The 22960-nt window shown below is 57.1% G+C and carries 25 protein-coding genes; 9 read left to right on the top strand and 16 right to left on the bottom strand.

The annotated features are described in order from the left end of the window. Positions 1 to 4: 4 nt before the first annotated feature. A complete protein-coding gene (locus JOD69_RS03225; RefSeq protein WP_077731173.1) occupies positions 5 to 1279 on the top strand; it encodes a hybrid sensor histidine kinase/response regulator in 1275 nt (424 codons plus the stop codon). Between the two features lie 225 nt (positions 1280 to 1504). Here JOD69_RS03225 and JOD69_RS03220 read toward each other — a convergent pair whose 3' ends face one another. The 5 genes from JOD69_RS03220 to yegQ all read right to left on the bottom strand — a co-directional run bounded on the left by JOD69_RS03220 (position 1505) and on the right by yegQ (position 7246). Beyond that, complete coding sequence (locus JOD69_RS03220) at positions 1505 to 3406, bottom strand: diguanylate cyclase (RefSeq protein WP_139841148.1); 1902 nt, start codon at positions 3404 to 3406, stop codon at positions 1505 to 1507. Positions 3407 to 3741: 335 nt separating this feature from the next. Next, on the bottom strand, positions 3742 to 4680 hold the full coding sequence (gene ispH, locus JOD69_RS03215; RefSeq protein WP_077731175.1) for a 4-hydroxy-3-methylbut-2-enyl diphosphate reductase: 939 nt from the start codon (positions 4678 to 4680) through the stop codon (positions 3742 to 3744). A gap of 61 nt (positions 4681 to 4741) precedes the next feature. Next, positions 4742 to 5308: a cob(I)yrinic acid a,c-diamide adenosyltransferase gene (locus tag JOD69_RS03210; protein ID WP_077731176.1), complete on the bottom strand. Its 567-nt coding sequence runs from the start codon at positions 5306 to 5308 to the stop codon at positions 4742 to 4744. Between the two features lie 2 nt (positions 5309 to 5310). Further along, the gene (gene rraA, locus JOD69_RS03205; RefSeq protein ID WP_077731177.1) at positions 5311 to 5796 is read right to left on the bottom strand and encodes a ribonuclease E activity regulator RraA; all 486 of its coding nucleotides are present in this window, start codon (positions 5794 to 5796) and stop codon (positions 5311 to 5313) included. 103 nt (positions 5797 to 5899) lie between these two features. Further along, positions 5900 to 7246: a tRNA 5-hydroxyuridine modification protein YegQ gene (yegQ, locus tag JOD69_RS03200; RefSeq protein ID WP_086135282.1), complete on the bottom strand. Its 1347-nt coding sequence runs from the start codon at positions 7244 to 7246 to the stop codon at positions 5900 to 5902. A 92-nt stretch (positions 7247 to 7338) separates the two neighbouring features. On the opposite strand from yegQ, the gene cysM reads away from it, so the two are divergent. Genes cysM through JOD69_RS03185 form a run of 3 tightly spaced genes read left to right on the top strand, consistent with a single transcriptional unit; the run spans position 7339 to position 10077 of the window. Further along, positions 7339 to 8229, top strand: coding sequence for a cysteine synthase CysM (gene cysM / locus JOD69_RS03195; RefSeq protein WP_156879565.1), 891 nt, complete (start codon positions 7339 to 7341; stop codon positions 8227 to 8229). A 2-nt stretch (positions 8230 to 8231) separates the two neighbouring features. Continuing rightward, complete coding sequence (rlmD, locus tag JOD69_RS03190) at positions 8232 to 9566, top strand: 23S rRNA (uracil(1939)-C(5))-methyltransferase RlmD (protein WP_210023788.1); 1335 nt, start codon at positions 8232 to 8234, stop codon at positions 9564 to 9566. Between the two features lie 7 nt (positions 9567 to 9573). Next, positions 9574 to 10077 carry a L,D-transpeptidase gene (locus tag JOD69_RS03185; RefSeq protein ID WP_086135284.1) on the top strand — a complete coding sequence of 168 codons (504 nt, stop codon included), beginning with the start codon at positions 9574 to 9576 and terminating at the stop codon, positions 10075 to 10077. Positions 10078 to 10271: 194 nt separating this feature from the next. Here JOD69_RS03185 and dtd read toward each other — a convergent pair whose 3' ends face one another. The 5 genes from dtd to JOD69_RS03160 all read right to left on the bottom strand — a co-directional run bounded on the left by dtd (position 10272) and on the right by JOD69_RS03160 (position 14326). Then, on the bottom strand, positions 10272 to 10727 hold the full coding sequence (dtd, locus tag JOD69_RS03180) for a D-aminoacyl-tRNA deacylase (RefSeq protein ID WP_086135491.1): 456 nt from the start codon (positions 10725 to 10727) through the stop codon (positions 10272 to 10274). A gap of 2 nt (positions 10728 to 10729) precedes the next feature. Next, positions 10730 to 11053, bottom strand: a complete 324-nt coding sequence (locus JOD69_RS03175; RefSeq protein ID WP_245245445.1) for a rhodanese-like domain-containing protein — start codon at positions 11051 to 11053, stop codon at positions 10730 to 10732. Between the two features lie 135 nt (positions 11054 to 11188). Beyond that, on the bottom strand, positions 11189 to 12079 hold the full coding sequence (gene sucD, locus JOD69_RS03170) for a succinate--CoA ligase subunit alpha (protein WP_077731181.1): 891 nt from the start codon (positions 12077 to 12079) through the stop codon (positions 11189 to 11191). Between the two features lie 6 nt (positions 12080 to 12085). Beyond that, entirely contained in the window at positions 12086 to 13255 is a 1170-nt protein-coding gene (gene sucC / locus JOD69_RS03165; protein WP_086135285.1) for an ADP-forming succinate--CoA ligase subunit beta, read from the bottom strand. 105 nt (positions 13256 to 13360) lie between these two features. Further along, positions 13361 to 14326, bottom strand: a complete 966-nt coding sequence (locus JOD69_RS03160; protein WP_077731183.1) for a CoA ester lyase — start codon at positions 14324 to 14326, stop codon at positions 13361 to 13363. Positions 14327 to 14755: 429 nt separating this feature from the next. On the opposite strand from JOD69_RS03160, the gene JOD69_RS03155 reads away from it, so the two are divergent. The 5 genes from JOD69_RS03155 (at position 14756) to JOD69_RS03135 (ending at position 18778) form a co-directional block, all read left to right on the top strand. Further along, entirely contained in the window at positions 14756 to 15664 is a 909-nt protein-coding gene (locus JOD69_RS03155) for a hypothetical protein (RefSeq protein ID WP_240507111.1), read from the top strand. Positions 15665 to 15918: 254 nt separating this feature from the next. Continuing rightward, positions 15919 to 16869 (top strand): prolyl aminopeptidase, encoded by a 951-nt coding sequence (gene pip, locus JOD69_RS03150; RefSeq protein WP_086135287.1) that lies wholly within the window; start codon positions 15919 to 15921, stop codon positions 16867 to 16869. Continuing rightward, positions 16866 to 17450: a UbiX family flavin prenyltransferase gene (locus JOD69_RS03145; RefSeq protein WP_086135288.1), complete on the top strand. Its 585-nt coding sequence runs from the start codon at positions 16866 to 16868 to the stop codon at positions 17448 to 17450. Before pip ends, JOD69_RS03145 begins: the two co-directional genes overlap by 4 nt. Before the next feature lie 129 nt (positions 17451 to 17579). Then, a complete protein-coding gene (locus tag JOD69_RS03140) occupies positions 17580 to 18239 on the top strand; it encodes a hypothetical protein (RefSeq protein WP_086135289.1) in 660 nt (219 codons plus the stop codon). 179 nt (positions 18240 to 18418) lie between these two features. Continuing rightward, positions 18419 to 18778 (top strand): hypothetical protein, encoded by a 360-nt coding sequence (locus JOD69_RS03135; protein ID WP_086135290.1) that lies wholly within the window; start codon positions 18419 to 18421, stop codon positions 18776 to 18778. Positions 18779 to 18848: 70 nt separating this feature from the next. Here the strand turns inward: JOD69_RS03135 and pqqE are convergent, their stop codons facing one another. The 6 genes from pqqE to JOD69_RS03105 all read right to left on the bottom strand — a co-directional run bounded on the left by pqqE (position 18849) and on the right by JOD69_RS03105 (position 22955). Further along, on the bottom strand, positions 18849 to 19979 hold the full coding sequence (gene pqqE / locus JOD69_RS03130; RefSeq protein WP_086135291.1) for a pyrroloquinoline quinone biosynthesis protein PqqE: 1131 nt from the start codon (positions 19977 to 19979) through the stop codon (positions 18849 to 18851). Continuing rightward, entirely contained in the window at positions 19948 to 20229 is a 282-nt protein-coding gene (gene pqqD, locus JOD69_RS03125; RefSeq protein ID WP_077731190.1) for a pyrroloquinoline quinone biosynthesis peptide chaperone PqqD, read from the bottom strand. Before pqqD ends, pqqE begins: the two co-directional genes overlap by 32 nt. Before the next feature lie 4 nt (positions 20230 to 20233). Further along, a complete protein-coding gene (gene pqqC, locus JOD69_RS03120; RefSeq protein ID WP_077731191.1) occupies positions 20234 to 20959 on the bottom strand; it encodes a pyrroloquinoline-quinone synthase PqqC in 726 nt (241 codons plus the stop codon). A gap of 8 nt (positions 20960 to 20967) precedes the next feature. Beyond that, positions 20968 to 21882 carry a pyrroloquinoline quinone biosynthesis protein PqqB gene (gene pqqB / locus JOD69_RS03115; RefSeq protein WP_077731192.1) on the bottom strand — a complete coding sequence of 305 codons (915 nt, stop codon included), beginning with the start codon at positions 21880 to 21882 and terminating at the stop codon, positions 20968 to 20970. Between the two features lie 100 nt (positions 21883 to 21982). Beyond that, positions 21983 to 22057, bottom strand: coding sequence for a pyrroloquinoline quinone precursor peptide PqqA (gene pqqA, locus JOD69_RS03110; protein ID WP_077731218.1), 75 nt, complete (start codon positions 22055 to 22057; stop codon positions 21983 to 21985). 148 nt (positions 22058 to 22205) lie between these two features. Then, the gene (locus tag JOD69_RS03105; RefSeq protein ID WP_077731193.1) at positions 22206 to 22955 is read right to left on the bottom strand and encodes a molybdopterin-synthase adenylyltransferase MoeB; all 750 of its coding nucleotides are present in this window, start codon (positions 22953 to 22955) and stop codon (positions 22206 to 22208) included. Between the last annotated feature and the right edge of the window lie 5 nt (positions 22956 to 22960).

Genomic DNA, 22960 nt, shown 5'->3' with positions numbered 1-22960 from the left:
GCCTATGCAGCAGCACTACCACGTTCTCCTGGTGGAGGACAGCCCGAGCGATGCCTTCCTGGTCGAAGATGCGTTAGGCCAGGTCGGCATGGTGTGTTTCGATTTGGAACGGGCTGCTCGGCTCAGCGAAGCGAAGGAAATCCTAAGGCGGCAGCGGTTCGATGTGATCCTTTTGGATCTCAATCTACCCGATGCCGAAGGCGTCGATACGCTGTTGAAGATCCGCGATATGGCGGGTTCGGTTCCCATCGTCGTCTTCACCGGTCTGGACAATGAGGCTGTCGGATTTCGCCTGATCCAGGAAGGGGCTCAGGATTTTGTCATTAAGGGGCAGTTTCAGGGTAACCTGCTCATCCGGTCCATTCGTTATGCCATAGAACGCAAGCGAATCGAGGAGGCGCTGAAAGAGGCCGACCGCCGCAAGGACGAATTTCTCGCCATGCTGTCCCACGAGTTGCGCAATCCGCTCGCGCCCATCCGCAATGCGGTCGAAGTCTTGAAACAACCGAATGTTACGCCGTTTCACGTGGATTGGGCGCAGGGCATCATCGATCGCCAGTTGAGCCAGCTTACGCGCTTGGTCGACGATCTGCTGGACATGTCGCGCCTCACCTGTGGCAAGGTAACGCTCAAGCCTCAAGTCCTGGAGCTCACGACGCCTGTTCTGCAAGCCGTCGAAGCAAGTCGTCCGCTTATCGAGGCCAGTCAGCATGAGTTGTGCATACAATTACCGTCCGCGCCGCTTTGGGTGGAAGCCGATTTCGCTCGATTGACGCAGGTATTTTCCAATCTTTTGGATAATGCGGCGAAATATACGGACGAGGGCGGTGTTATCCAGTTGCTGGTCGAGGCGGAGGAGCAAAAGGCGGTGATACGGGTGCAGGATAACGGGATGGGCATATCGCCTTCGAGTCTCCCGCACATCTTCGACTTGTTTACCCAGGAGCCGCGTTCCCTTGATCGGGCACAAGGCGGTCTTGGCATCGGTTTAAGCCTGGTCAAGCGATTGGTAGAAATGCATGGCGGAGAAGTGGAAGCCTACAGTGCCGGCACTGGCGCGGGCAGCGAATTCGTGGTGCGGTTGCCCTTGGTGGATACGAATTCATCTGAAGAAATTCCGCCGCCGCAGGGGGCTGGAGATACAAACGAACCCGGGAAGACACGTGAAACGAGGTTCGATCATCATTTTTCCATGCCATCAGATCGCAAGGCGCTCAAACCGTTTTCGAAGTATTCCAAACGAGTCCGTCGATTAAAGATTGCCGGTACTTCTCGCTGATCGCTCGCGGAAGCGCCAGACAGGCTGGTGCAAGTATTATCCTCCGTTCACCCTCTTTGAAGCCGAGTCTAATTCCGTTCGGCATTCGAGTGAACATTATGTAGAGTGAGTTAGGTCGTTCGGTGGGTTACGGCGCACGCGAAGCGCAGTGATCGGCGGTTGGTCAGTGCTGATGTGCGCCTAACCTACCCTCCGAAAATGAATTCCTGATTTGCTACGACATCTCTAAGCGGCTCGCTGCGGCGAGTAGAACCGAACGGCGTTGCGTCCGGCGTGCTTCGCGCGATAGAGGGCCTGATCCGCGCGGTGAAGCAAGTCGTTCTCATTGACCGTCTGGTCCGTCGAAACCGCGACACCGATACTTATCGTCACCAGTCTGGTCAACTTTACCGTCTGAATCTGATGCTTTTCGACATCGCCTCGCAGCCTTTCGCTTAAGGTTTTCGCAACGGCTACATCGGTGTTCGGCGCTATTACGATAAATTCTTCCCCGCCCAATCGACACACGACATCGGTGGAGCGCAGCATGGAGCGTATGATTTTGGCTGTGTGTACCAATACTTGGTCGCCGGCTTGATGCCCGAAGATATCGTTGATCTGCTTAAAATGGTCCAGGTCCAGGAGCATGATGGTTAAGGGCCTGCCTGTGCGGCGCCAAACAGACCATTCTTCGTCGAGCCTGGCGAATGCGTAGCGGCGATTAGGAACCTTGGTCAATGAGTCCGTCATCGCCATGACTTCCATTTTTCGCTTTGCGATCGCCAGTTCGCGGGCATATCGGCTGATTTCCTGCTGCTCGCGGGCCATTTCTTCCTGCAGTTGTATGATGCGTTGTCCGCCGCGCACTCGAGCGATAAGCACCCTGTCGTGGACCGGGGTTACGATGAAATCGTCGGCTCCCGCGTCGAAAGCTTGCACCAAGAACTCGTTGTCCGGCGCGGAGGTCAGAACGATCAAATAGATTTGACGCCCGAGCTCGGAGGCTCGAAGCGCTTTGCAGAACTGTATGCTGTCGATGGGGCATTTGTCGGAGGCTGCAATAATAAGCTGCGGCTTTTCCGTGACAGTGATCTGTATGCCTTCATCGGCGTTGCTCGTCGTGAGCACTTCGTGGCCATCGGCGTCTAATAGCTTTTCAAGATCGGATATGCGCTCGTAACCGCTATCCAGCAAGAGAATTTTGAGGCCAGCCGGTTTTGGATCGATGCCGATTTGATCGGTGTCGGGCGGTTTTATCAGCGGCAGTTCGCCGACCGGAATGCTCAGGAAACGGCTCGTTATCTGCCACTGTTGAGTGACTTGATCCCAAAGCTCCTCCAAATCGGATTCGTCCAGGCCGAGTGTCTGTGCCATGGCGATGATTTGCGGGAGCAGCGCGTTTCTAGCGTCCGCATCCACATCGCAACAGCGGCCGAGCAAAGTCGCCAGCCGCAATTGCGCCGCAAAGCGCTCGGCTCTGGTGCTCTCTGATGTCAATGGCCCCGCGTCGGTATTACTAAGCGCTAACGCTTCGAGCATAACGGCAGGGAAGCCCCACTCTTTCAATAAACCGAGCGTGATTTGGCGATGGTCTATGGAAAATCGTTCCTGTTCCGACTCGATTAACCCATCGTCATCTCCGGGCCTGCATGCGGCTAGGCACTGAGCGTATTCATCCGGGTACACGCTGGCCAATGCCAGTTGGCCGATCTCGGACAAAAGAGCGCAAGTAAACGCTTCTTCCGGAGCGAAAGTACGATCACGTGTCGCTATGGCTTGGATGGATAGGGCCCGGGCTAAAGAATCGGACCAGAAAACCCGGTAATCGAATGATCCGCAGGCCCCTCTCAGATTCCCTTGGATTACTGAAAGGCTAAGCGCGAACTGACGTACGGTATTCGTGCCCAAAAGCCCAATGGCATCGACGACCGCTACAACCGGCCGACGTGCACCGATGTGTGCCGAGTTCGCAAATTGGATCACTCTGCCCGTCAAGGCCGGATCGATTTGCACGAGTTGGGCGATTTCCTGTGCGGTTGCGTCTTTCTTGTGGGTCAGGCGCATGATTTCGAGTGCGACGCCGAAAGGGGAAGGCAGCTTCCCTGTGGTCTTCAGTTCTTCGAAACGATTTTCCTGGGCTCTTAACATCTGGCGCTCAATCCCGATTCCGCATGCTTGAAAAGCTCCAAAAAGAGCATTTTCGGTTCCGACTTCCTGTAGTCTCAACGGTCTCGACCGGAATCCGGTCGAATGAGCGACTCTACACCAAGATGGAGGCACTCTAGAAGTAAGTCTAGCTTCCCAGTGTTGAATTGCAGTGAATAGATTGCTGAGGCGGTGCCAACTCGATTGTTAGAGTGAGGTACGAGTCAGGCGGGACGCGGGGAGAGGAGGTGCACCTTCTGGTCCGCCGCGGATCAGAAGGTGCTAAAGGAGTTTTATCCGCCGGTCTTGCGACGCGATTTACCGGCGGATAACGATTCTTAGGCCGTGCGCCGAAGATCTTTGGGCAGAGAAAATACGACTTTTTCCTCGATGCCTCGGGTCTCCATTACCGTCCGTCCGCCCCATTCCTTAAGCTTGGAGATGACTTTGGTTACGAGAATTTCAGGAGCCGAAGCGCCGGCTGTAACGCCGATTTTCTGAGCGCCGTCTATCCAATTTCGTTGAAGCTGATCGGCATCATCGATCAAGTAGGCCGCACGCCCGAGCTTCTCGGCGATTTCTCTCAGCCTGTTGGAATTGGAGCTATTCGGGGAGCCGACCACTAGAATGACGTCGCAATGGGTGGCGAGCTTCTTCACCGCATCCTGGCGGTTTTGCGTGGCGTAGCAGATATCGTCTTTTCTTGGGCCGATGATATTCGGGAAGCGCTTTTTCAAGGTATCCACGACGGCTTGAGTGTCGTCAATGGAGAGGGTGGTTTGGGTAACATAGGCCAGATTGTCCGGATTCGTGACTTGAAGCGTGTCGACATCTTCCGGCGATTCCACGAGATAAATCCCGCCGTTCGGATTGACGTACTGTCCCATGGTGCCTTCCACTTCGGGGTGTCCGGCGTGGCCGATGAATATGATTTCCCGCCCTTCGTTCGCGTGTTGATGTACTTCGATATGCACTTTGGTGACCAAGGGACAGGTGGCGTCGAACACCTGGAGACCGCGTTCCTGAGCTTCCTCCTGAATGGCCTTGGAAACTCCATGTGCGCTGAAAATCACGGTGGAGTTTTCCGGAACTTCCGAAAGCTCTTCCACGAATACCGCTCCCCGATCGCGCAAGCCGTCGACGACATAGCGGTTATGGACCACTTCGTGCCGTACGTAAATCGGAGCTCCGAAAACCTCGATGGCGCGTTCGACGATTTCGATGGCGCGGTCGACGCCAGCGCAAAAACCGCGGGGATTGGCGAGTATGATTTCCATAGGCGTGTGGGTAATTTCTGACTAAGAGGGTGGGAGATTCTTACATTTTAGGCAAGCCGAATCAATGTGGCGGCTGCGGAGCGGGACGACGAGGCTGCCACAGCGTTTCCGTTCCGTCGCCCTGCCGAGCCAAGATACGCGCGACCACGAACAAGAAGTCCGATAGACGGTTGAGATAGGCGAGGGCAAACGTATCTACAGGCTCTGCTTTTCCCAGCGAAACCAGCACCCGTTCGGCCCGGCGGCAGACGGCACGGGCGACATGGCAATGTGCCGCGGGCGGATTTCCGCCGGGCAATATGAAATTCTGCAACCAAGGCAGTTGGTTATTGAAATGATCCAACCACTGTTCCAGCCAGTCGATATGACTTTGGTCGATGGAGCGGCGTCCGGGAATGCACAAGTCTCCGCCGAGGTCGAATAGAACTTGTTGAACCTCGGTCAGGCAGTCCGCCACCTTGGGCGGTGCGGTATAAGCTAGGACCAATCCGATATGACTGTTGAGTTCGTCGAGCGCGCCATAGGCCTCGACGCGCGGGGCATCCTTGCCGACGCGGGTTCCGTCGCCGAGCCCGGTAGTGCCCTTGTCGCCGGTCCGCGTATAGATCTTGGTGAGTCGGTGTCCCATGGTCAGGCCAACTGATCCTCGGTCACGACGATGCCGTCTTCGTCGGCGTAGACGTAATAACCGGTCCTGAAATTGATGCCGGCAAAAGTGACGAGGATGTCCCGATCACCGCCGCCTTTTTTGTGGCTTTTCAAAGGATGGGTATGCAGCGCCCGGATGCCGATGGGTAGCCGGTTGACTTCCACCGAGTCCCGGATACAGCCGTAGACGATGATGCCCTGCCAGCCGTTGTCGCAGGCGAGCCTGGCTAGATTGCTCCCAAGCAACGCGCAGCGGTGGGAACCGCCTCCGTCGACGACGAGAACCCGGTCCTCGACCTTCTCTTCGAGCACCGCTCGAAGCAGGATATTATCCTCGAAGATCTTGAGCGTCGTGACGCGACCGCTGAAGGCGCTCTTGCCGCCGAAAGGGCGAAACATCGGTTCGGCGATCTGCAAATGATGAGTGCCGGAGTATCGATCGCAAAGATCGGGGGTGGTAAACGTCATAAGCAGTCTCCGCACTGTAAGATTCAGGAGGCGTTATGATACCCGACCGAGCTTTGCGGGTGGACCATTCGAGGAGGCCGCCTTTCCGAAGCTTACAGGAAGCTTACAGATACCGGGCGATCAATCCGTTACGGCAATCGCCGACCGGCACCGGTATCCTGACGTTATAGCCGCCGCCCGGTGCTTCCTGCATGGGGTTGCCGCGTTCGTCTTCCATGTGCTGCAACACGATGTCGCGGTTGCCCTGCGGCAGAATCAGTTCGAGCCGGTCGCCCACGGCAAATTTGTTTTTCACCAAGACGGCCGCGAGTCCGGAGTTCTCGTCGAAATCGGCGATTTCCCCCACGAATTGCTGGCGGTGGCTTTCCGAATGGCCGCGGATGTAGTTTTGATAGTCTTGGGTGTGGTGGCGCACGTAAAAGCCGTCGGTATAGCCGCGCTGTGCCAGGTTTTCCAGCACGCCCAGCAGCGTGGGATCGAATTTCCGCCCGGCCAGGGCGTCGTCGATCGCTTGCCGGTAGACCTGCGCGGTGCGCGCCACGTAATAGTAGGATTTGGTGCGCCCTTCGATCTTGAAGCTGTCGACGCCCAACGCCACCAGGCGCTGCACGTGCTCCACGGCGCGCAGGTCCTTCGAGTTGAGAATATAGGTGCCGTGCTCGTCCTCCATGACCGGCATGAGTTCGCCCGGCCGCGTTTCTTCTTCGAGAAAATAGACCTGGTCGGCCAAGGGATGGCGGGCCTGATCGCCGCAAGCCGAGAGATTTTGATTGAGGTCGGACAACGACAGGCGGAGTTGTCCGGGAATGTAATCGCCTTCGGCGTTTTCTTCCGCCGGCGCCAAATCGTACTTCCAGCGGCAGGCGTTGGTGCAGGTGCCCTGGTTCGGGTCGCGGTGATTGAAATAACCGGACAGCAGGCAGCGTCCCGAGTAGGCAATACATAGGGCGCCGTGCACGAACACTTCGAGCTCCATGTCCGGGCACTGTTGCCGGATTTCTCCGATTTCATCCAGAGAAAGCTCGCGCGACAGAATGATCCGCTCGATCCCGACCGATTTCCAGAAGCGCACCGCCGCGTAGTTGAGCGTATTGGCCTGGACCGAGAGATGGATAGGCATGTCCGGCCATGCCTCCCGGGCCAGCATGATCAAGCCGGGATCGGCCATGATGAGGGCATCCGGCCCCATGGCGACGATCGGCGTCAAATCCTTGATGAAGGTTTTCACCTTGGCGTTGTGCGGGAGGACGTTGGTCGCGAGATAGAAGGATTTGCCCTGTTCATGAGCCTCGGATATGCCCATTGCGAGATTCCTTTCCAGGAAATCGTTGTTCCGAACCCGCAGGCTGTAGCGCGGCAGGCCGGCGTAGACCGCATCGGCGCCGTAAGCGAAGGCATAGCGCATGTTTTTGAGGGTGCCTGCCGGAGACAGCAATTCGACTTTTTGCATGGCACAAAACGTGAAATGGTAAAATTTGAACTTTTCCTATTATCCCATAGTTGAGCGTATCGCTCAGGAATATCAACCTCTCGAGAACGGCCATGATTTTCCCCACCATAGAATCCTTTGTCGGAAATACGCCACTGGCCAGATTGCAACGTCTTCCGGGCGAGACTAGCAACATCATCCTGGCTAAGCTGGAAGGCGATAATCCCGCGGGATCGGTGAAGGACCGGCCGGCGATCAGCATGATCAAGCGTGCCGAAGAACGCGGCGAGATCAAGCCGGGCGATCGGCTGATCGAAGCGACCAGCGGCAACACCGGCATTGCCCTGGCGATGGCGGCGGCCATCAAAGGTTATCGGATGACTCTGATCATGCCGGAAAACATGAGCGCGGAACGGCGCGCCGTGATGAAAGCGTTCGGCGCCGAAATCATCTTGACTCCCGCCGAAGGCAGCATGGAAGCGGCCATCGATCTGGCCCGGGACATGGAGCGAAAGGGTGAAGGTCGAATCCTCGATCAGTTCTCCAATCCGGATAATCCGCGCGCTCACTACGAAGGTACCGGCCCGGAGATTTGGCGCGACACGCAGGGCACGGTGACCCACTTCGTCAGCTCGATGGGAACCACCGGCACCATTATGGGTACGTCGACGTTTTTGAAAGAGAAAAATCCGGCGGTGCAGATCATCGGCGTTCAGCCCAAGGACCAGGCCAAGATTCCCGGCATACGCCGCTGGCCCAAGGAATACCTGCCGAAAATCTGCGATTTCAGCCGAGTCGATCGCATCATGGACGTAACGCAAGAAGAGGCGGAGGAAACGACTCGCCAACTGGCGGCGCGCGAAGGCATTTTTGCCGGCATCTCGTCCGGCGGCGCGGTGTCGGCGGCCCTGCGCCTGTCTAAAGAAGTCGAAAACGCGGTGATCGTCGTTATCATCTGCGATCGCGGCGACCGCTATTTGTCCACCGGCGTATTTCCGGACTGACCATGGCCGCACGAGCACGCAAAAAAAACCTTCCCCAGGAAGCTTTCCGGGCGCACATCGATTCCTTCGCTCATGACGGACGGGGCGTCGCCCGCGTCGAAGGCAAGGCCGTTTTCATCGACGGCGCGCTGCCGGGCGAGGACGTGACCTTCGTCTATACGTCCGTTCGCCGCGATTATGCCGAAGGCAAGGTCGAGGAGGTCATAACGCCGGCACCGGGACGGGTTCAACCCCGTTGTCCTAGCTTTGGCGTCTGCGGCGGTTGTAGCTTTCAACATCTGACCGACGCGGCGCAGATCGAAGAAAAGCAAAAGCTTTTGGCGGATCAGTTCCGGCGCATCGGCAAAATCGACGAGGTGCCGCTGTGGCCGCCGTTGACCGGCCCCCACTGGGGTTATCGCCACAAGGCCCGTCTCGGCGTGAAATACGTGCCGAAGAAAGGGCGGGTGCTGGTCGGATTTCGCGAACGCTCCAGCCCCTTCATCGCCGATTTGGAATCCTGCCCCGTGCTGCATCCAAAGGTCGGCGAGCGCCTCCGAGAACTGTCGGAATTGATCGGTTCGCTGAGTATCAAGGATAGGCTTCCGCAGATCGAGGTCGCCGTGGGTGATGAGCGTACCGCGCTGGTGTTTCGCATCCTCGAGGATGCTTCCACGGACGATTTGGAACGGCTGAAGGCGTTCGGCATGCGTTTCGATTTTGATATTTACGTGCAGAGGCACGGCCCCGATTCGGTCATTCCGCATTATCCGGAACATCCGCCGATGCTGAGCTATGCGCTGCCTAATCAGGACATCGAGTTCCGGTTCAAGGCCACCGACTTCACGCAAGTCAACGTCGACATCAACCGCAAGATGGTGGATCGCGTGATGGCAGTGCTCGATCCGGCGCCTCACGACGCGGTACTCGACCTCTTTTGTGGAATCGGCAACTTCACCCTGCCGATCTCGAAGCGCGCGAGCTGCGTGGTCGGTGTCGAAGGCAGTTCCGAATCGGTGAAACGCGCCCGCCAGAATGCGGAAGCCAATGGTCTCGGCAATGTCGAGTTTCATGTCGCCGATCTGAGCCAAGCCCTGAACGATGCCGAATGGGCGACTCGGCGTTACGACAAGATATTGCTCGATCCCTCCCGAGCGGGTGCCGAAGAGGTTTTGTCCTATGTGCCGCGCTGGGGGGCGCGCCGTATCGTCTACGTTTCGTGCAATCCCTCCACGTTGGCGAGGGATGCCGGCATCCTGGTTCACCAGCACGGCTACCGTCTGATTCGCGCGGGCGTTATGGATATGTTTCCGCAGACGGCACACGTGGAATCCATCGCGCTCTTCGAGAAGGCGTAGAGGCACCGTGGGCGACGACCGGCCTGAACCGCCGTTCTACCTTCGGGTCAGTATTCCCCGCCAGGAGCTCGATCTTGTCGAGAACGGCGAGGTGATCCGCACCTGGCCCGTTTCCACCGCCAAGAACGGTCCCGGCGAACGCATGGGCAGCGGCTGCACTCCGCGCGGCTGGCATAGCATCCGGGCCAAGATCGGAACGGGGTTGCCGCCCAATACCGTATTCGTCGGACGCCGGCCGACCGGGGAGATTTACGATGCGGTTCTCGCCGCCCGATTTCCGGAAAGGGACTGGATTTTGACCCGCATCCTCTGGCTCGGCGGTCTGGAACCCGGCTTCAACCGCTACGGGGCAGTCGACACCACCTGGCGTTACATCTATGTCCACGGCAGCCCCGACGAAGGCGTCAACGGAACCCCGGCCTCCCACGGTTGCATCCGCATGAAGAGTTCGGACGTGGCCGATTTATTCGAGCGGGTGGAAGTGGGAATGCGGGTGTTGATTGAACCGTAGAAGGTAGAGGGGTGGGTTAGGTGCGCATGAGGAGCACTTTTCCATTTGCCGCTGAGTTGGAAGCGCACCGTAACCCACCGAAATGGGGCATCGATGCCGCTCCGGTGGGTTACGACGCGCGTCAAGCTTGGAGCAGGTTGATGGCACGACGGGTATGCGCGTCTAACCCACCCTACGAAGCTACAAAGCGGCCATCACTCGGCTGCGGCCGGTGGTACGTTTAGAGTGAAAGTCACCGGTCCGTCATTGACGAGTTCGATCTGCATATTGGCGCCGAACCGTCCGGTTTCCACGGGCGAGTGCCGGGCCCGCACCTTTTCCACGAAATAGTCGAACAGACGTTTTCCGGTCTCAGGATCGGCGGCGGGAGTGAAGCTCGGGCGCATCCCCTTTCGGGTATCGGCTGCCAGAGTGAACTGGGAGACCAGCAAGACCCCGCCGCTCACGTCCGTCACGTTGAGATTCATCTTGTCCTCGGCATCTCCGAAAATCCGGTAACCCAGAATCCGCTCGGCCAGACGGACGGCTTGAGCTTCCGTATCGCCCCGTTCGATGGCGATCAAAGCGAGTATCCCCCGGTCTATTTTTCCGACGCTTTCGCCGGCCACGGTCACTTCGGCCCGCGTCACCCGCTGAATGACGGCGATCACGATCAATACCGCGGCATATCGGGTGCGACTTCCCTAGCCCAGGCATCGATGCCGCCCCGTAGGTTGGCGATATCGCTGAATCCTTGGCGCTCCAGATAATCGCCCACCATGCGGCTGCGCATGCCGTGATGGCAGATGACGACAATTTCCTGCGCCGGATCGAGTTCGGCGAGCCGGTAGGGAATATCGTTCATGGGAATGTGTATGCTGCTTTCGATATGGCAGTGGGCGTATTCCTGTGGTTCGCGCACGTCGAGCAGGAGAGGTTTGGGGTTGGCGGTCTCGAGATAGCTTCTAAGTTCCAAGGGCGAGATATCGCGCATCATGATTTCCATACGTATGAAAAAAGCGAATCGGTGCGGTTCTTACCTCGCCGCACCCTATGTCTCGTAGGTCGGCAATCCCTTGCCGACCCGCTATGTCGGGAAAGGATTCCCGACCTGCACTAGGTCACGATCCGATTATTTAACGGCGATGCCATTTTCCTTCATCGCCCTCAGCACGGTTTGGCCGATGTGGGCCGGGTTTCGCGAGACATACAGCCCTAAGGCTTCCATGGCGTCCATTTTGGCGCTGGCCGTGTCGTCTTCGTTGGAAATGATGGCGCCGGCATGCCCCATGCGCCGGCCGGTGGGGGCGGCGATGCCGGCTACGAAGCCGACGACGGGCTTTTTCATATTTTCCTTCGCCCAACGAGCTGCCGCCACTTCCTGGGGGCCGCCAATCTCGCCGATCATGACCACGATTTCGGTTTCGGGATCGGCTTCGAAGGCGCGCAGCACGGTCATGAAGTCAGTGCCGTTGATGGGGTCGCCGCCGATGCCCACCGACGTGGTGATGCCGAGTCCCAGGGCTGCCATTTGCTCGGTGGCTTCGTAGTTGAGCGTTCCCGAGCGGGAGACGATGCCGATGTTGCCCTTTTTGTAGATGTGCGAGGGCATGATGCCCACCTTGCATTCGCTCGGCGTGATGATGCCGGGAGTGTTGGGGCCGACGATGATCGTATTCTTGCCGGTGCGGTAGCGCTGGAGTCGGATCATGTCGTGCACCGGAACGCCGTCGGCGATGGTCACCGCCACTTTGATTCCTGCATCGACGGCCTCCATCAAGGCGTCGGCGCTGAACGGCGGGGGCACGAATACGGCGGAAACGTCGGCTCCGGTGGCGGCCACGGCTTCGGCCACGGTGTCGAATACCGGTAGACCCAAATGAGTGGTGCCGCCCTTGCCGGGCGTAACGCCGCCGACGACATTGGTGCCGATTTTCATCGCGTCTTCGGCATGGAAGGTGGCGTGTTCGCCGGTGAAGCCTTGGAAGATGACCTTGGAGTTTTTGTTAACGAATACGCTCATTGATGCTTACCCTCTCACCGTTTCGACCGCTTTGGTCGCCGCGTCGTCCAGATTTTCGGCGGTAATGAAGGAGAGGCCGGATTCCGCCAGGATCTTGCGGCCTTCTTCCACATTGGTGCCGGCCAGGCGCACGATCAGCGGAACCTTGATCTGGAGGCTGTTGCAGGCTTGGATCAAACCTTTGGCGATCCAGTCGCAGCGGTTGATGCCGGCGAAAATGTTTACCAGGATGCACTTGACGTTGGGATCTTCCAGCACGATACGGCAAGCGTTGGTGACTTTTTCGGGAGAGGCGCCGCCGCCGACATCGAGGAAATTGGCCGGACGTCCGCCGTGCAGGGTGATGGCGTCCAACGAAGCCATGGCGAGACCGGCACCATTGACGATGCAGCCGATGTTGCCGTCGAGCGCGATGTAGTTGAGGCCGTGGCCGGAGGCTTCGACCTCTTTCGGGTCTTCCTCGGCCAGGTCGCGCATTTCCGTGACGGCTTTCTGGCGGTAGAGGGCGTTGTCGTCGAAGCTGAACTTGGCGTCGAGCACCATCAGTTTGTCGTCACCGTTCCCGACGATGGCTAGGGGATTGATTTCGGCCTGCAGGGCGTCCTTGTCGCGCATGCAGCGGTAGATGGATTTCATCAGCTTGACGGCTTGCGGCATCAGCTTGCCCTTGAGGCCGATGGCGGTGGCGACTTTACGGCACTGAAAGTCCAGAAGGCCGATTGCGGGGTCGATGACTTCCTTGACGATCTTTTCGGGGGTCGCTTTGGCGACCTCTTCGATTTCCATGCCGCCTTCGCTGGATGCGATGATGGTGATGCGCTGAGAGCCGCGGTCGATCACGAAGCCTAGGTAGAATTCCTTTTTGATGTCGCTGGCTTGCTCGATCCAGACACGCTGGACGATGGAGCCTTCGGGGCCGGTCTGATGGGTGACCAGGTGGGTGCCGATCATGGCATCGGCGGTTTTTTGCACCTCGGCGATGGAGTCGACGACCTTCACGCCGCCCGCCTTGCCGCGGCCGCCGGCATGAATCTGTGCTTTGACGACCCACTTATTGCCGCCGATTTCCTCGGCCACCTGAGCCGCCTGCTGGTCGGAGTAGGCGACGCCGCCAACCGGAACCGGCACACCGTATGATTTCAGCAGTTCCTTCGCTTGATATTCATGGATGTTCACTGATTGCTTTCCTCTCTTCAATGTAGGTCAGGCTGGGCCGGCAGACCGTAACCCGACGATAGGAATGTCGGGTTACGATTCGGTAACCCGACCGACGGAAATCCCCTACGACTGGCGGGCCTCTATTTGTTCGATCTGTCTGACCACATTTTCGGCCATGCGGATAGAAGCAGCGTCGATCAGGCGGCCGTCCAGGGACACGGCGCCCTTGCCTTCCTTCGCCGCCTTTTCCATTTCGACCAAGATGCGGCGGGCGCGATTCACTTCCTTTTCGGTAGGGGTAAAGACTTCGTTCGCCAGGGCGATCTGGGACGGGTGAATGGCCCACTTGCCTTCGCAACCGAGAGCGGCGGCACGGCGCGCGGCGACCTTGTAGCCTTCAGGGTCGCCGAAATCGCCGAACGGACCGTCGATGGGCCGCAGCCCGTAGGCGCGGCAGGCAGCGACCATGCGGGAAATGCCGAAATGCCACTGATCGCCCCAATGGAAATAACGCTGGCCGTTTTCGTCGGGATCGGTGAGCATGCCATACTCGGGATTGGCTCCGCCGATCTGCGTGGTGCGGGCGCGAACTGAGGCGGCGTAGTCGGCCACGCCGAACACCATGGCCTCCATGCGCTCGGGGCAGCTTTTCGCGATCTCTTCCACGTTCGCCATGCCCATTGCGGTCTCGATCAATACGTGGATGTTGATGGGCTTGAAGCCTTTATAAGCCTCGATTTGGGACAGCATGGTGGCGACGAAATACACGTCGGCGGCGCTGCCCACTTTGGGGATCAGAATGGTGTCGAGCTTGTCGCCGCAGGCTTCGGCCACTTCTACGAGATCGCGGTAGGCGTAATGGGTGTCGAGTCCGTTGATTCGGATGGAAACGGCGCATTTCGACCAGTCATAGGTATTCAAGGCCTCGATGATGTTGGCCCGCGCCTGCTCTTTATCGTCCGGAGCGACGGCATCTTCCAGGTCGAGAAAGACTACGTCGGCGCCGGATTCGGGCGCTTTTTCCAACATACGCTTGTTGCTGCCCGGAACAGCCAACTCGCTACGGTGTAATCGATTTTTTACGGCCATGTCGTGTCTCTGTATTTATTTTGGACCAGTGAATGTTGCATCCGGGCGAATATCCGTCATATCCCGATTAAAACAGGCAATGTCTTAAATTCTTATGGATTGATTCGCCGCGGGCAAGGAGCAAGGGAGGGCCAGGCATTCGCTTGATATCCAGGCGGTCGTCCTCGTGCTCAGCGATATCACGCGGCGATAGCCTGAGCCGTGGCCCCACAAACTGTCTGTTGCAGCCTAACTCGCCATTATAACCGCAAGGCTGTATGTTTCGGCTAGCCCAAGAAAAGCAACGGTCCAAATAGCCACAATTAGCAAAAATAATGAAATAGACTAATTGTTGTATGGAGATTTTTTTGTTAGGATCGTGCCGACATGCAACTTTTTGTTGCTGGCATGCAACGGATTTAGGTTCAACTCGCACGAGGGGGAATAAGAATGATCAAGAAATCGACTGGTATGGCAGCAATGGTTACTGCCGCTGTCGCGGTGGCCGGCCTGGCGCCGCAGCAGGCTATGGCGGAGAGCCACTACAAAGGTACGTCTGCTCAGGCCGATATCGAAAGACGTTTGCAGATGATGGAAGACGAGATGCGCGCGTTGCGTTCGGAATTGGCGAAGGCGCGTTCCGATGCCAAGGCCAATGCGGAACGGATGGACGCGCAGCAGCAGAAGGTCGAACAGCAACTTGCCGAAGCCGAGGAGCATGAGAAAGAGCATCATGATCTGCTCTTCTTCCGCGGCGGTTATGCCAAAATGGAGCATGGTCGGGGCTATAAGAACGCACCTCTCCAGGAGACGCTGCTGGATAACAAGACCGAGAACGACAACGATGGTTGGTATGTCGGCGCCGGTTTCGATCATCAGTTGACCGACGATTTCTGGGGCCTGACCGACATCGCCTCGCTCGACGGCGAAGTCATGTTCGAATACAAGAACTACGGTACCGGTACCAATACTTTGGTTGGCGCGGCTAATCTTGCGGATGCTCCTGCTGGCGCTGTTGTCGGGACCATCGAAAATAAGATTACGCAGTTCACTCTAACGGCCGCACCGAAAATCAAGTTCAACAATATGGGCAACTTCCGGCCGTGGATCATTCCGTTCGGTCTCGGCATCCACGTCATCAGCCCGCCGTCCAGCGGCGTAACCGTGCTCAATCCCGGCCTGATGCTGGGCGCCGGCGCCGAATACAAGATCTGGGGCGATCTGTGGGCGGGTCTTGATTTCCGTTATCACTTTACTGGCGACGATTTGGATTTCAAAAGTAAGGGCGGTGCATATTCGGTCAAGGGCGTAGACACCGACGGCCTTACCGCCGGCGCTTATCTCGGTTTCGGCTTCTAAGAGCCTTTCAAGCCGAAAAGAAAAGGGGGATGAGAATCCCCCTTTTTTCTTGCCGAGAAAATACGTCCGATTGTCCGATGCAGGTGTAGAATTTTTCGACATCGTCCGCATCGAAACACGATATGAATATTGCTCTGAAATGCTGCCATCAATCGATGGCGGTTTTGTCTGCGTTCCGGATTGGCAGTTAGGTTCTCCGCTGGTTCATTATTCCGTTACGCCAGGTCCAAATTCCTGCCCGACCTGAGCCTGTCATGAGAATTCTCTACCCCGAAATCGAACCCTACGCGGTCCATCAATTCAAACGGAATAAGCATCAGATCTATGTGGAAGAATGCGGGAATCCCTCCGGAATGCCCGTCGTGTTCTTGCACGGTGGACCGGGTTCCGGCTGCAGGGCTTATCACCGCTCTTTTTTCAATCCCAACAAGTACCGGATTATTCTTATAGATCAGCGAGGCGCTGGGCGTTCGCTTCCCCATGGAGAGCTCCACGGCAACACCACGTCCGACTTGATCCGTGATTTGGAGTATATCCGCCATGCGCTTCGAATCGATCGCTGGTCGGTTTTCGGGGGCTCCTGGGGCGCGACCCTGGCGCTCGTTTATGCGCAGCGCCATTCGTCCAGGATCGCCGGACTGGTGCTTAGGGCGGCGTTTCTGGCCCGCCAGCGCGATATCGAATGGTTCATCGGTTCGGGCGCGGACCGAGTTTATCCGGAGGCGTGGGAACGATTTATGGAAAATATCCCGGAGCCTGAGCGGCCTCATTCTTTGTCTTACTTGTATTCATGCCTGACCGGCGATGATGAATTGGCCCAGCGGCGTGCCGCCCGCGCATGGGCGCTGTGGAGCGGCCAGGTCATTGTCGGCAACGAGTTCGACTCATCGGATCTGAACGAGCATGTATCGTCCGAGGCGGTCAACCAAGCTCGGATCGAACTCCATTATGCAGTGAACAGATATTTCATCCCGGAGAATGCGATTTTGGAGCAATGTGACAGGATTCGTCATTTGCCGGTAATTTTGATCCATGGCCGTCGGGATTTGGTTTGCCCCGTCGAATCGTCGTTCAGTCTTTACAAGCGCCTGCCGAACTCCGAGCTGCGCGTTTTGCCGAATGCCGGCCATATCGCTGCCGGCGATGAAATGATCGATGCCTTGGTTACGGCCGCGGATGAAATGGCCGAGCGGTTCGGGTCATGAACGGAGATAAACGCCTGATCATTGCAATGACCGGCGCGACCGGTGCCGTATACGGCTTGCGCCTGCTTCAGGTGCTGCGCGACATCGGGGGATGGGAAACGCACCTGATCGTTTCCTCGGCGGGTGTGCTCAATATCCATCATGAATTGGGCATGAAGCGCGCCGAGGTGTGCGCGTTTGCCGATGTCGTTCACGATGTCAACGATGTCGGAGCCAGCATCGCGAGTGGTGCGTTCAAGACCCACGGCATGATTATCGCGCCGTGCTCGATGAAAACCTTGGCGGCAGTGGCGCACGGATTTTCCGACAACCTGATCTCGCGCGCGGCCGACGTAACACTTAAGGAGCGTCGTCGATTGGTCGTGGTGCCGCGCGAAACGCCGTTGAATTTGGCGCACATCCGCAACATGGCCGCCGTTACGGAAATGGGGGGCATCATCTTCCCCCCGTTGCCGGCGTTTTACGGCAGGGCGAAAACGTTGGCGGCGCTTATCGACGAGACAGTGGGACGGATTCTCGGGTTGTTCGAGATCGAAACCGATGCTCTGTATGAGCCGTGGGAAGGTCTGGGCAAATCATAGTGTGTGACCGCACGCCTACGGCTAGCATGTTCAGGGAAGGAAATAAAAATGAACGACTAAACGAGATTCCAATCGGTTCCTCCATTGCCGCGGGTTGATGGATGAGGGATTTGAAGGGGTATGCAACCAATGGCGGAAAAAATCGATCATAAAAATAGAACTGCTATCGTATTCGGCTCGATAAGGTTGATTTTTTATTTCCTCGCAATTTTCGTTACTTACGATTACCTGGCGAGGTCGAGCCGAGCCGATGCGGAAAACGTTTTCAGCGAAGGGTATTTTGTCGAGTGGCTGCAATATGGCCTGATCATGGTGATCATGTCTCTCTATTTTTTCGGTGCTTGGCGCTTGAAGCACCGTCGGCCTTTGTTTCTGATGCTCGGAATGTTCGCCGTGATCGCTTCGATACGTGAGTGGGACTATTGGTGGGATAGGCAATTGCCGGCAGGCATTTCGCTTTTCGTGTTGCTAATGATTGGCTGGCGTAACCGAAAAGTCTTACCGGAACAGATTTGTACTTTGATTCACTCGGCGCCTTTCGGTTTTCTTTGGTCAGGATTTCTGGCCGTGGCGGTGCTGGCTCAGTTGGTAGGTCACGCCGAGCTGCTGAAACTGGTCATGGGAAGCGATTTTAAGACCGGATATAAGCAAATCATCGAGGAAAGCCTGGAATTGTTCGGCTATTACCTCATATGGTTCGGTACTCTGGAAGCCCTTCTGGCGGCGCGACGGTCGGCGGAGGATTCGGCCAGGTTCGATCACCGGGATTTCGGATCGGCGGGGTGCTGAAAATCCCGGAAATGAATCGCCTCTACGAGGTATCCTGACGAATCGGCAAAAACGTCGAGACGGCCGTGAAAAGTGGTTTCAACGTATCCGCAAGGCGATTCTGCACGGATAGGTATTGCCGGTACTGGTCTGCTATCGGAGTCTTGATGGATTAACGATCTTGACCGGAAGGAGGTGTTATGAGGATAAGGATTGTCCAGGTCATTGTTCCCGCGCTGCTGGTCGTGCTAGGGGGATGCGCGACGCAGGAAGGGCCACGTCCGCCCAATTGGGCGTATGCCGTGCAGACGGCGGACACACGGGAAGCGCACGAGCGGCTCGCGAGTCACTATGATGAAATCGCGCAGACGATGCAGGCCGATGCGGATGAAGAGCGCGAGATGCTGATCCAGTATCAGGCTAATCCACACAAGTACGGCAAGCAGATTCTGGATTTGAAAGCGCGTGCCGAAGCCATGATCCGGGATCTGGAAATGGCAGCCCAAGAAAGCCGTCGTTTGGCCGAATATCATCGCCAGTTGGCGGCGGAAAGCCGATAATGCTTCCGGACGGTTTATGTGCTCGGATTCGAACGAGCGTGGCGGTCCGCCCGTTTGAGAGTAATCAGACTTAGCCGCTAAAAGACTTAGAGTTCTTGGTGTTGCGGAACACCATCGGTTTCGTTTCGCCGGTTTCAGCTGCCGAGCGCGCACTGGCGATCGCTTCGAATACGGCATGCCTATGGGGAGATTTGCTGCACACCGGATCGGCGGCGGTCATATCGCCGGTGAAAAGATAGGCCTGGCAGCGACAGCCGCCGAAGTCTCGGGTCTTTTCCGGGCAAGACCGGCAAGGCTCCTTCATCCAATCGTATCCGCGAAATTTGTTGAAGGCATCGGAGTGTAGCCAAATGTCGCGTACGCTCATATCGCGTACGTTGGGGCAGTCGAGTCCCGGCAGCGACCGGGCTTCGTGGCAGGGGAGGGCAAGACCGTCCGGAGCGATGGTCAGAAACGTCGTCCCCCAGCCGTTCATGCAGGCCTTCGGCCGATCTTCGTAGTAGTCCGGCACCACGTAGTAAATTTTCATCTTTCCCTTGAGCTTTTCCTTATAGTCCTGGGCAATGGCCTCGGCTTCCTGGAACTGCTCGCGGGTCGGCAGCAGCTGATCGCGATTGAGATGCGCCCAGCCGTAATACTGGGTATTGGCCAGTTCAAGATAATCGGCTTCCAGTTCGACGGCCATTTCGAGAATTTCGCGCATCAGGTGGATGTTCTGGCGGTGGATCACGACGCACAGAACCATGGGGTAGCCGTGCTTCTTGACCAGTCGGGCCACCTCTTTCTTTTGCTCGAACGATTCGGTGCCGGCCAGATAGTTGTTCAGCGTCTTTTCGGGTGCCTGAATACTGACCTGAATGTGATCCAGTCCGGCATTCTTCAGCTCGGCGATCCTGTCCTCGTCGAGCTTATAGCCGGAGGTAATCAGGTTGACGTAATAGCCCAGCTCTCGGGCGTGTCTGACCAGGATAGGCAAGTCCTGGCGCACCAGCGGTTCGCCACCCGACAAGCCGAGTTGCACCGCGCCCATTTCGCGGGCTTCGGAAAATACTCTCAGCCAGTCTTCGGTGTCGAGTTCGTCCTTATGTCTCGCGAAGTCGACGGGATTGGAACAATACGGGCACTGTAGCGGGCAGGTGTAGGTCAGTTCGGCTAATAGCCAGCGCGGACTACTGACGGGGAATTTGTCTGATCCAACCATTATCCAAGGCAGATTGCAGGAGTTCGGAAATGTCGTCCCTTAGACCGGTGGTTTCGAATTTCGTCTCAAGTTCGGAAACGATTCCGTCCAAATCGCGTGTGCCGTCGCACAGCTTGAGGATTTCGGCGGCGGGCAGGTTTAACTCGACCAGGCCCTCGGGATAAAGGATCACGTAACGCTGTTGGGCTTCTTCCCATTGCAGTCGATGCAGGGGCGAGAAGGCAAAGAGGCTTTGGGCGTCTAAGGCCATGGTTTCAAGGCTTGATATTGAAGTAGGGCGGCTTGTTTTCGATATAGGCCAAGTACATCGCGTCAAGCATGCTCCACAGAATGTCCAGCTTGAGCTGGAGGATTTCCAGGGCGCGCTCCTGTTGCTCGCGAGTCTTGAAATAGTCCAGTGTGATGGCGAGGCCGTGTTCCACATCGCGGCTGGCCTGACTCACCCGTTTCCGGAAATAGGCGAGTCCATCCTGGTCGATCCACGGATACAGGTCGGGCCAGCCGGACAAGCGCTGCTTGTGAATGGTCGGCGCGAACAGCTCGGTCAGCGACGAACAGGCCGCTTCCTGCCAGGATGCCTGGCGGGCGAAATTGACATAAGCGTCCACGGCAAAGCGGACGCCGGGCAATACGTGCTTTAGCGACCAGAGTTCGTCTCGGGGGATGCCTACAGCAATACCGAGTCGCGTCCAGGCTTCGATGCCGCCGGCATCGTCGCCCCAGCCGTCGTGATCGTGTATCCGCTGAATCCACTGGCGTCGGGTTTCGCGATCGGGGCAATTCGCCAGAATGGCGGAGTCTTTGACCGGGATCTTGATTTGGTAATAGAAGCGATTCGCAACCCACCCTTGAATTTGCTCTTTGCTGAGCTTGCCGTCAGCCATGAGCACATGGTAGGGATGGTTAATATGATAATACGCCTCTTTCTCGCGCAATTTGGCTTCGAATTCTTCTCGGGTCCAAGGTGTCGGTTCGCTCATGGTGTTTCTCACAGGTCGATTTCCATGCTGTCGCAGGCAACTTCGATGCCCGCTCCGGTAAGGGTTTTTCGCTCCGGCGAATCTTCGTCCAAGATCGGGTTGGTATTATTGATGTGAATCAAAATCTTCCGTGCTTTGGGTGCATTTTTCAGCACTTCGATCATGCCGTCCGAACCTGATTGGGGTAGATGTCCCATGTCGCGGGCAAGCTTATCGCAAATTCCGGCACGGCCCATCTCATCCTCCTGCCAGAACGTGCCGTCGACCAACATGCAGTCAGCCTGCTGCATGGCCGCGAACACGTGAGGTTCTATTTCTCCGAGTCCCGGCGCGTAATAAAGTTTCTTGCCCGAAGATATCTGCTCGATGATGACCCCGATGTTGTCGCCTTCGTGCGGATCGTGCCGATGAGGCGAATAGGGCGGTGCCTTGCTTTTCAGCGAATGGGTGTAGAACTTCAGGTCGTGAATCCCGGGAATCGCGAAGCCGCTACCGTCCAGAGGCGTGCTATGGTGGTTGACTCCGCAGTAGTGCTCCAGCATCTTAAATACAGGGAATCCCGTCGACAGGTCCTGTTTCACCATCTCGCTGCAATAAATGTCCAAAGGTCGAGTGGACTCGCGCAGCATCAACAGTCCCGTGGTGTGATCGATTTGGCTGTCGATCAGGACGATGGCCTTGATACCGCTGTCACGGATGCCGTGCCTTGGATGGACGGCCTGAAAGGCTTCCAGTTGAGTGCGGATGTCGGGCGACGCATTGAAAAGCACCCAATTCTCGTTGTCGCTGCTGACGGCAATCGACGACTGAGTGCGCGATTTGGCCTTGACTTGGCCTTGGCGAAGCCTGGAGCAGTTGTGACAGTTACAGTTCCACTGCGGGAAACCGCCGCCCGCGCCGGCGCCCAACACTCGGACTTTCATTTCGATCTTTGCTAAGCAAAAGAGCTTCCGATGAGCCCTTTAAATGAAAAACGGGGCTCTACATTGCTGCGGAGCCCCGTTCAGGGATTCAACCGGCGAATTAGCGGTTGTAGATGTACATCGTGACTTCGAAGCCAAAGCGCAGGTCTTTGTAGCTCGGTTTTTCCCATCTCATTTCGGATTACCTCCAAAAAAGTGATTTATTGCTTTAGTTTGGAATGGCTTGTAAAGCTCGCGGCAAAGTATACGTATCCGATTTTTGGAAAGCAACGGGAGTTATTCCTATTTCTCGAAGGGAAATCAGTAGAAGCCCGCTGGATTGCTCAAGCCGATCCAGCGCAAGTCGGGCATCTGGGATTTCTTTTCAAGATCATTTGATTCCACTCCATGCTCAGCGCATCGAGCAATAAAAGTCGTCCCACCAAGGGTTCGCCGACGCCCGTGAGGAGCTTGATGGCCTCCAGGGCCTGGAGGCTGCCGATGATTCCGGGCAGAGGGGCAAGCACGCCGGTTTGCACGCAGCTTTCCGCAAGTTCGCCGTGATCGGCGTACAAGCAGTTGTAACAGGGGTTGTTTCCGACGCCCGGAGTGAATACGGCCAGTTGTCCCTCGAAGCGGATCACCGCTCCGGAAACCAGCGGCGTTCGCGTTCTTACGCAAGCGGCGTTGACGGCGAAACGGGTGGTGAAGTTATCCGAGCAATCCAGCACCACGTCGGCCCGAGCGATTTCCTGCTCCAATTGTGCCCCCTCCAAGCGGGATGTGAGTTCGGTGACTCTCACATCGGGGTTTAGCCGTTCGAGGGCTTTACGCGCCGAAACCGCCTTAGGTTCTCCGATGTTCTCCGTGCCGTGCGCGATCTGGCGCTGAAGGTTGGATATTTCCACGACATCGTAGTCGTTCAGCGCCAGGCTGCCGACCCCGGCGGCGGCCAAATACATGGCGGCGGGCGAGCCGAGACCGCCGAGACCGATAATCAATGCCCTGGAATCCAGCAGCTTTTCCTGGCCCTCGACGTCGATCTGAGGCAGCAGTATCTGTCGGCTATAACGCAAAAGTTGATTGTCGTTCATCGTTC

Source organism: Methylocaldum sp. RMAD-M (assembly GCF_017832375.1).
GTDB lineage: Bacteria > Pseudomonadota > Gammaproteobacteria > Methylococcales > Methylococcaceae > Methylocaldum.
The sequence above is the reverse complement of the archived record's forward strand: the minus strand, read 5'-3'. Positions and strand labels throughout refer to the sequence as shown.

What these genes read in the sequence shown, in the direction of transcription:
- JOD69_RS03225 (WP_077731173.1), top strand. Translation starts at nt 5, where the DNA reads ATGCAGCAGCACTACCACGTTCTCCTGGTGGAGGACAGCCCGAGCGAT.
- JOD69_RS03220 (WP_139841148.1), bottom strand. Translation starts at nt 3,406, where the DNA reads ATGTTAAGAGCCCAGGAAAATCGTTTCGAAGAACTGAAGACCACAGGG.
- ispH (WP_077731175.1), bottom strand. Translation starts at nt 4,680, where the DNA reads ATGGAAATCATACTCGCCAATCCCCGCGGTTTTTGCGCTGGCGTCGAC.
- JOD69_RS03210 (WP_077731176.1), bottom strand. Translation starts at nt 5,308, where the DNA reads ATGGGACACCGACTCACCAAGATCTATACGCGGACCGGCGACAAGGGC.
- rraA (WP_077731177.1), bottom strand. Translation starts at nt 5,796, where the DNA reads ATGACGTTTACCACCCCCGATCTTTGCGATCGATACTCCGGCACTCAT.
- yegQ (WP_086135282.1), bottom strand. Translation starts at nt 7,246, where the DNA reads ATGCAAAAAGTCGAATTGCTGTCTCCGGCAGGCACCCTCAAAAACATG.
- cysM (WP_156879565.1), top strand. Translation starts at nt 7,339, where the DNA reads ATGATTTTCCCCACCATAGAATCCTTTGTCGGAAATACGCCACTGGCC.
- rlmD (WP_210023788.1), top strand. Translation starts at nt 8,232, where the DNA reads ATGGCCGCACGAGCACGCAAAAAAAACCTTCCCCAGGAAGCTTTCCGG.
- JOD69_RS03175 (WP_245245445.1), bottom strand. Translation starts at nt 11,053, where the DNA reads ATGATGCGCGATATCTCGCCCTTGGAACTTAGAAGCTATCTCGAGACC.
- sucD (WP_077731181.1), bottom strand. Translation starts at nt 12,079, where the DNA reads ATGAGCGTATTCGTTAACAAAAACTCCAAGGTCATCTTCCAAGGCTTC.
- JOD69_RS03160 (WP_077731183.1), bottom strand. Translation starts at nt 14,326, where the DNA reads ATGGCCGTAAAAAATCGATTACACCGTAGCGAGTTGGCTGTTCCGGGC.
- JOD69_RS03155 (WP_240507111.1), top strand. Translation starts at nt 14,756, where the DNA reads ATGATCAAGAAATCGACTGGTATGGCAGCAATGGTTACTGCCGCTGTC.
- pip (WP_086135287.1), top strand. Translation starts at nt 15,919, where the DNA reads ATGAGAATTCTCTACCCCGAAATCGAACCCTACGCGGTCCATCAATTC.
- JOD69_RS03145 (WP_086135288.1), top strand. Translation starts at nt 16,866, where the DNA reads ATGAACGGAGATAAACGCCTGATCATTGCAATGACCGGCGCGACCGGT.
- JOD69_RS03140 (WP_086135289.1), top strand. Translation starts at nt 17,580, where the DNA reads ATGGCGGAAAAAATCGATCATAAAAATAGAACTGCTATCGTATTCGGC.
- JOD69_RS03135 (WP_086135290.1), top strand. Translation starts at nt 18,419, where the DNA reads ATGAGGATAAGGATTGTCCAGGTCATTGTTCCCGCGCTGCTGGTCGTG.
- pqqE (WP_086135291.1), bottom strand. Translation starts at nt 19,979, where the DNA reads ATGGTTGGATCAGACAAATTCCCCGTCAGTAGTCCGCGCTGGCTATTA.
- pqqD (WP_077731190.1), bottom strand. Translation starts at nt 20,229, where the DNA reads ATGGCCTTAGACGCCCAAAGCCTCTTTGCCTTCTCGCCCCTGCATCGA.
- pqqC (WP_077731191.1), bottom strand. Translation starts at nt 20,959, where the DNA reads ATGAGCGAACCGACACCTTGGACCCGAGAAGAATTCGAAGCCAAATTG.
- pqqB (WP_077731192.1), bottom strand. Translation starts at nt 21,882, where the DNA reads ATGAAAGTCCGAGTGTTGGGCGCCGGCGCGGGCGGCGGTTTCCCGCAG.
- JOD69_RS03105 (WP_077731193.1), bottom strand. Translation starts at nt 22,955, where the DNA reads ATGAACGACAATCAACTTTTGCGTTATAGCCGACAGATACTGCTGCCT.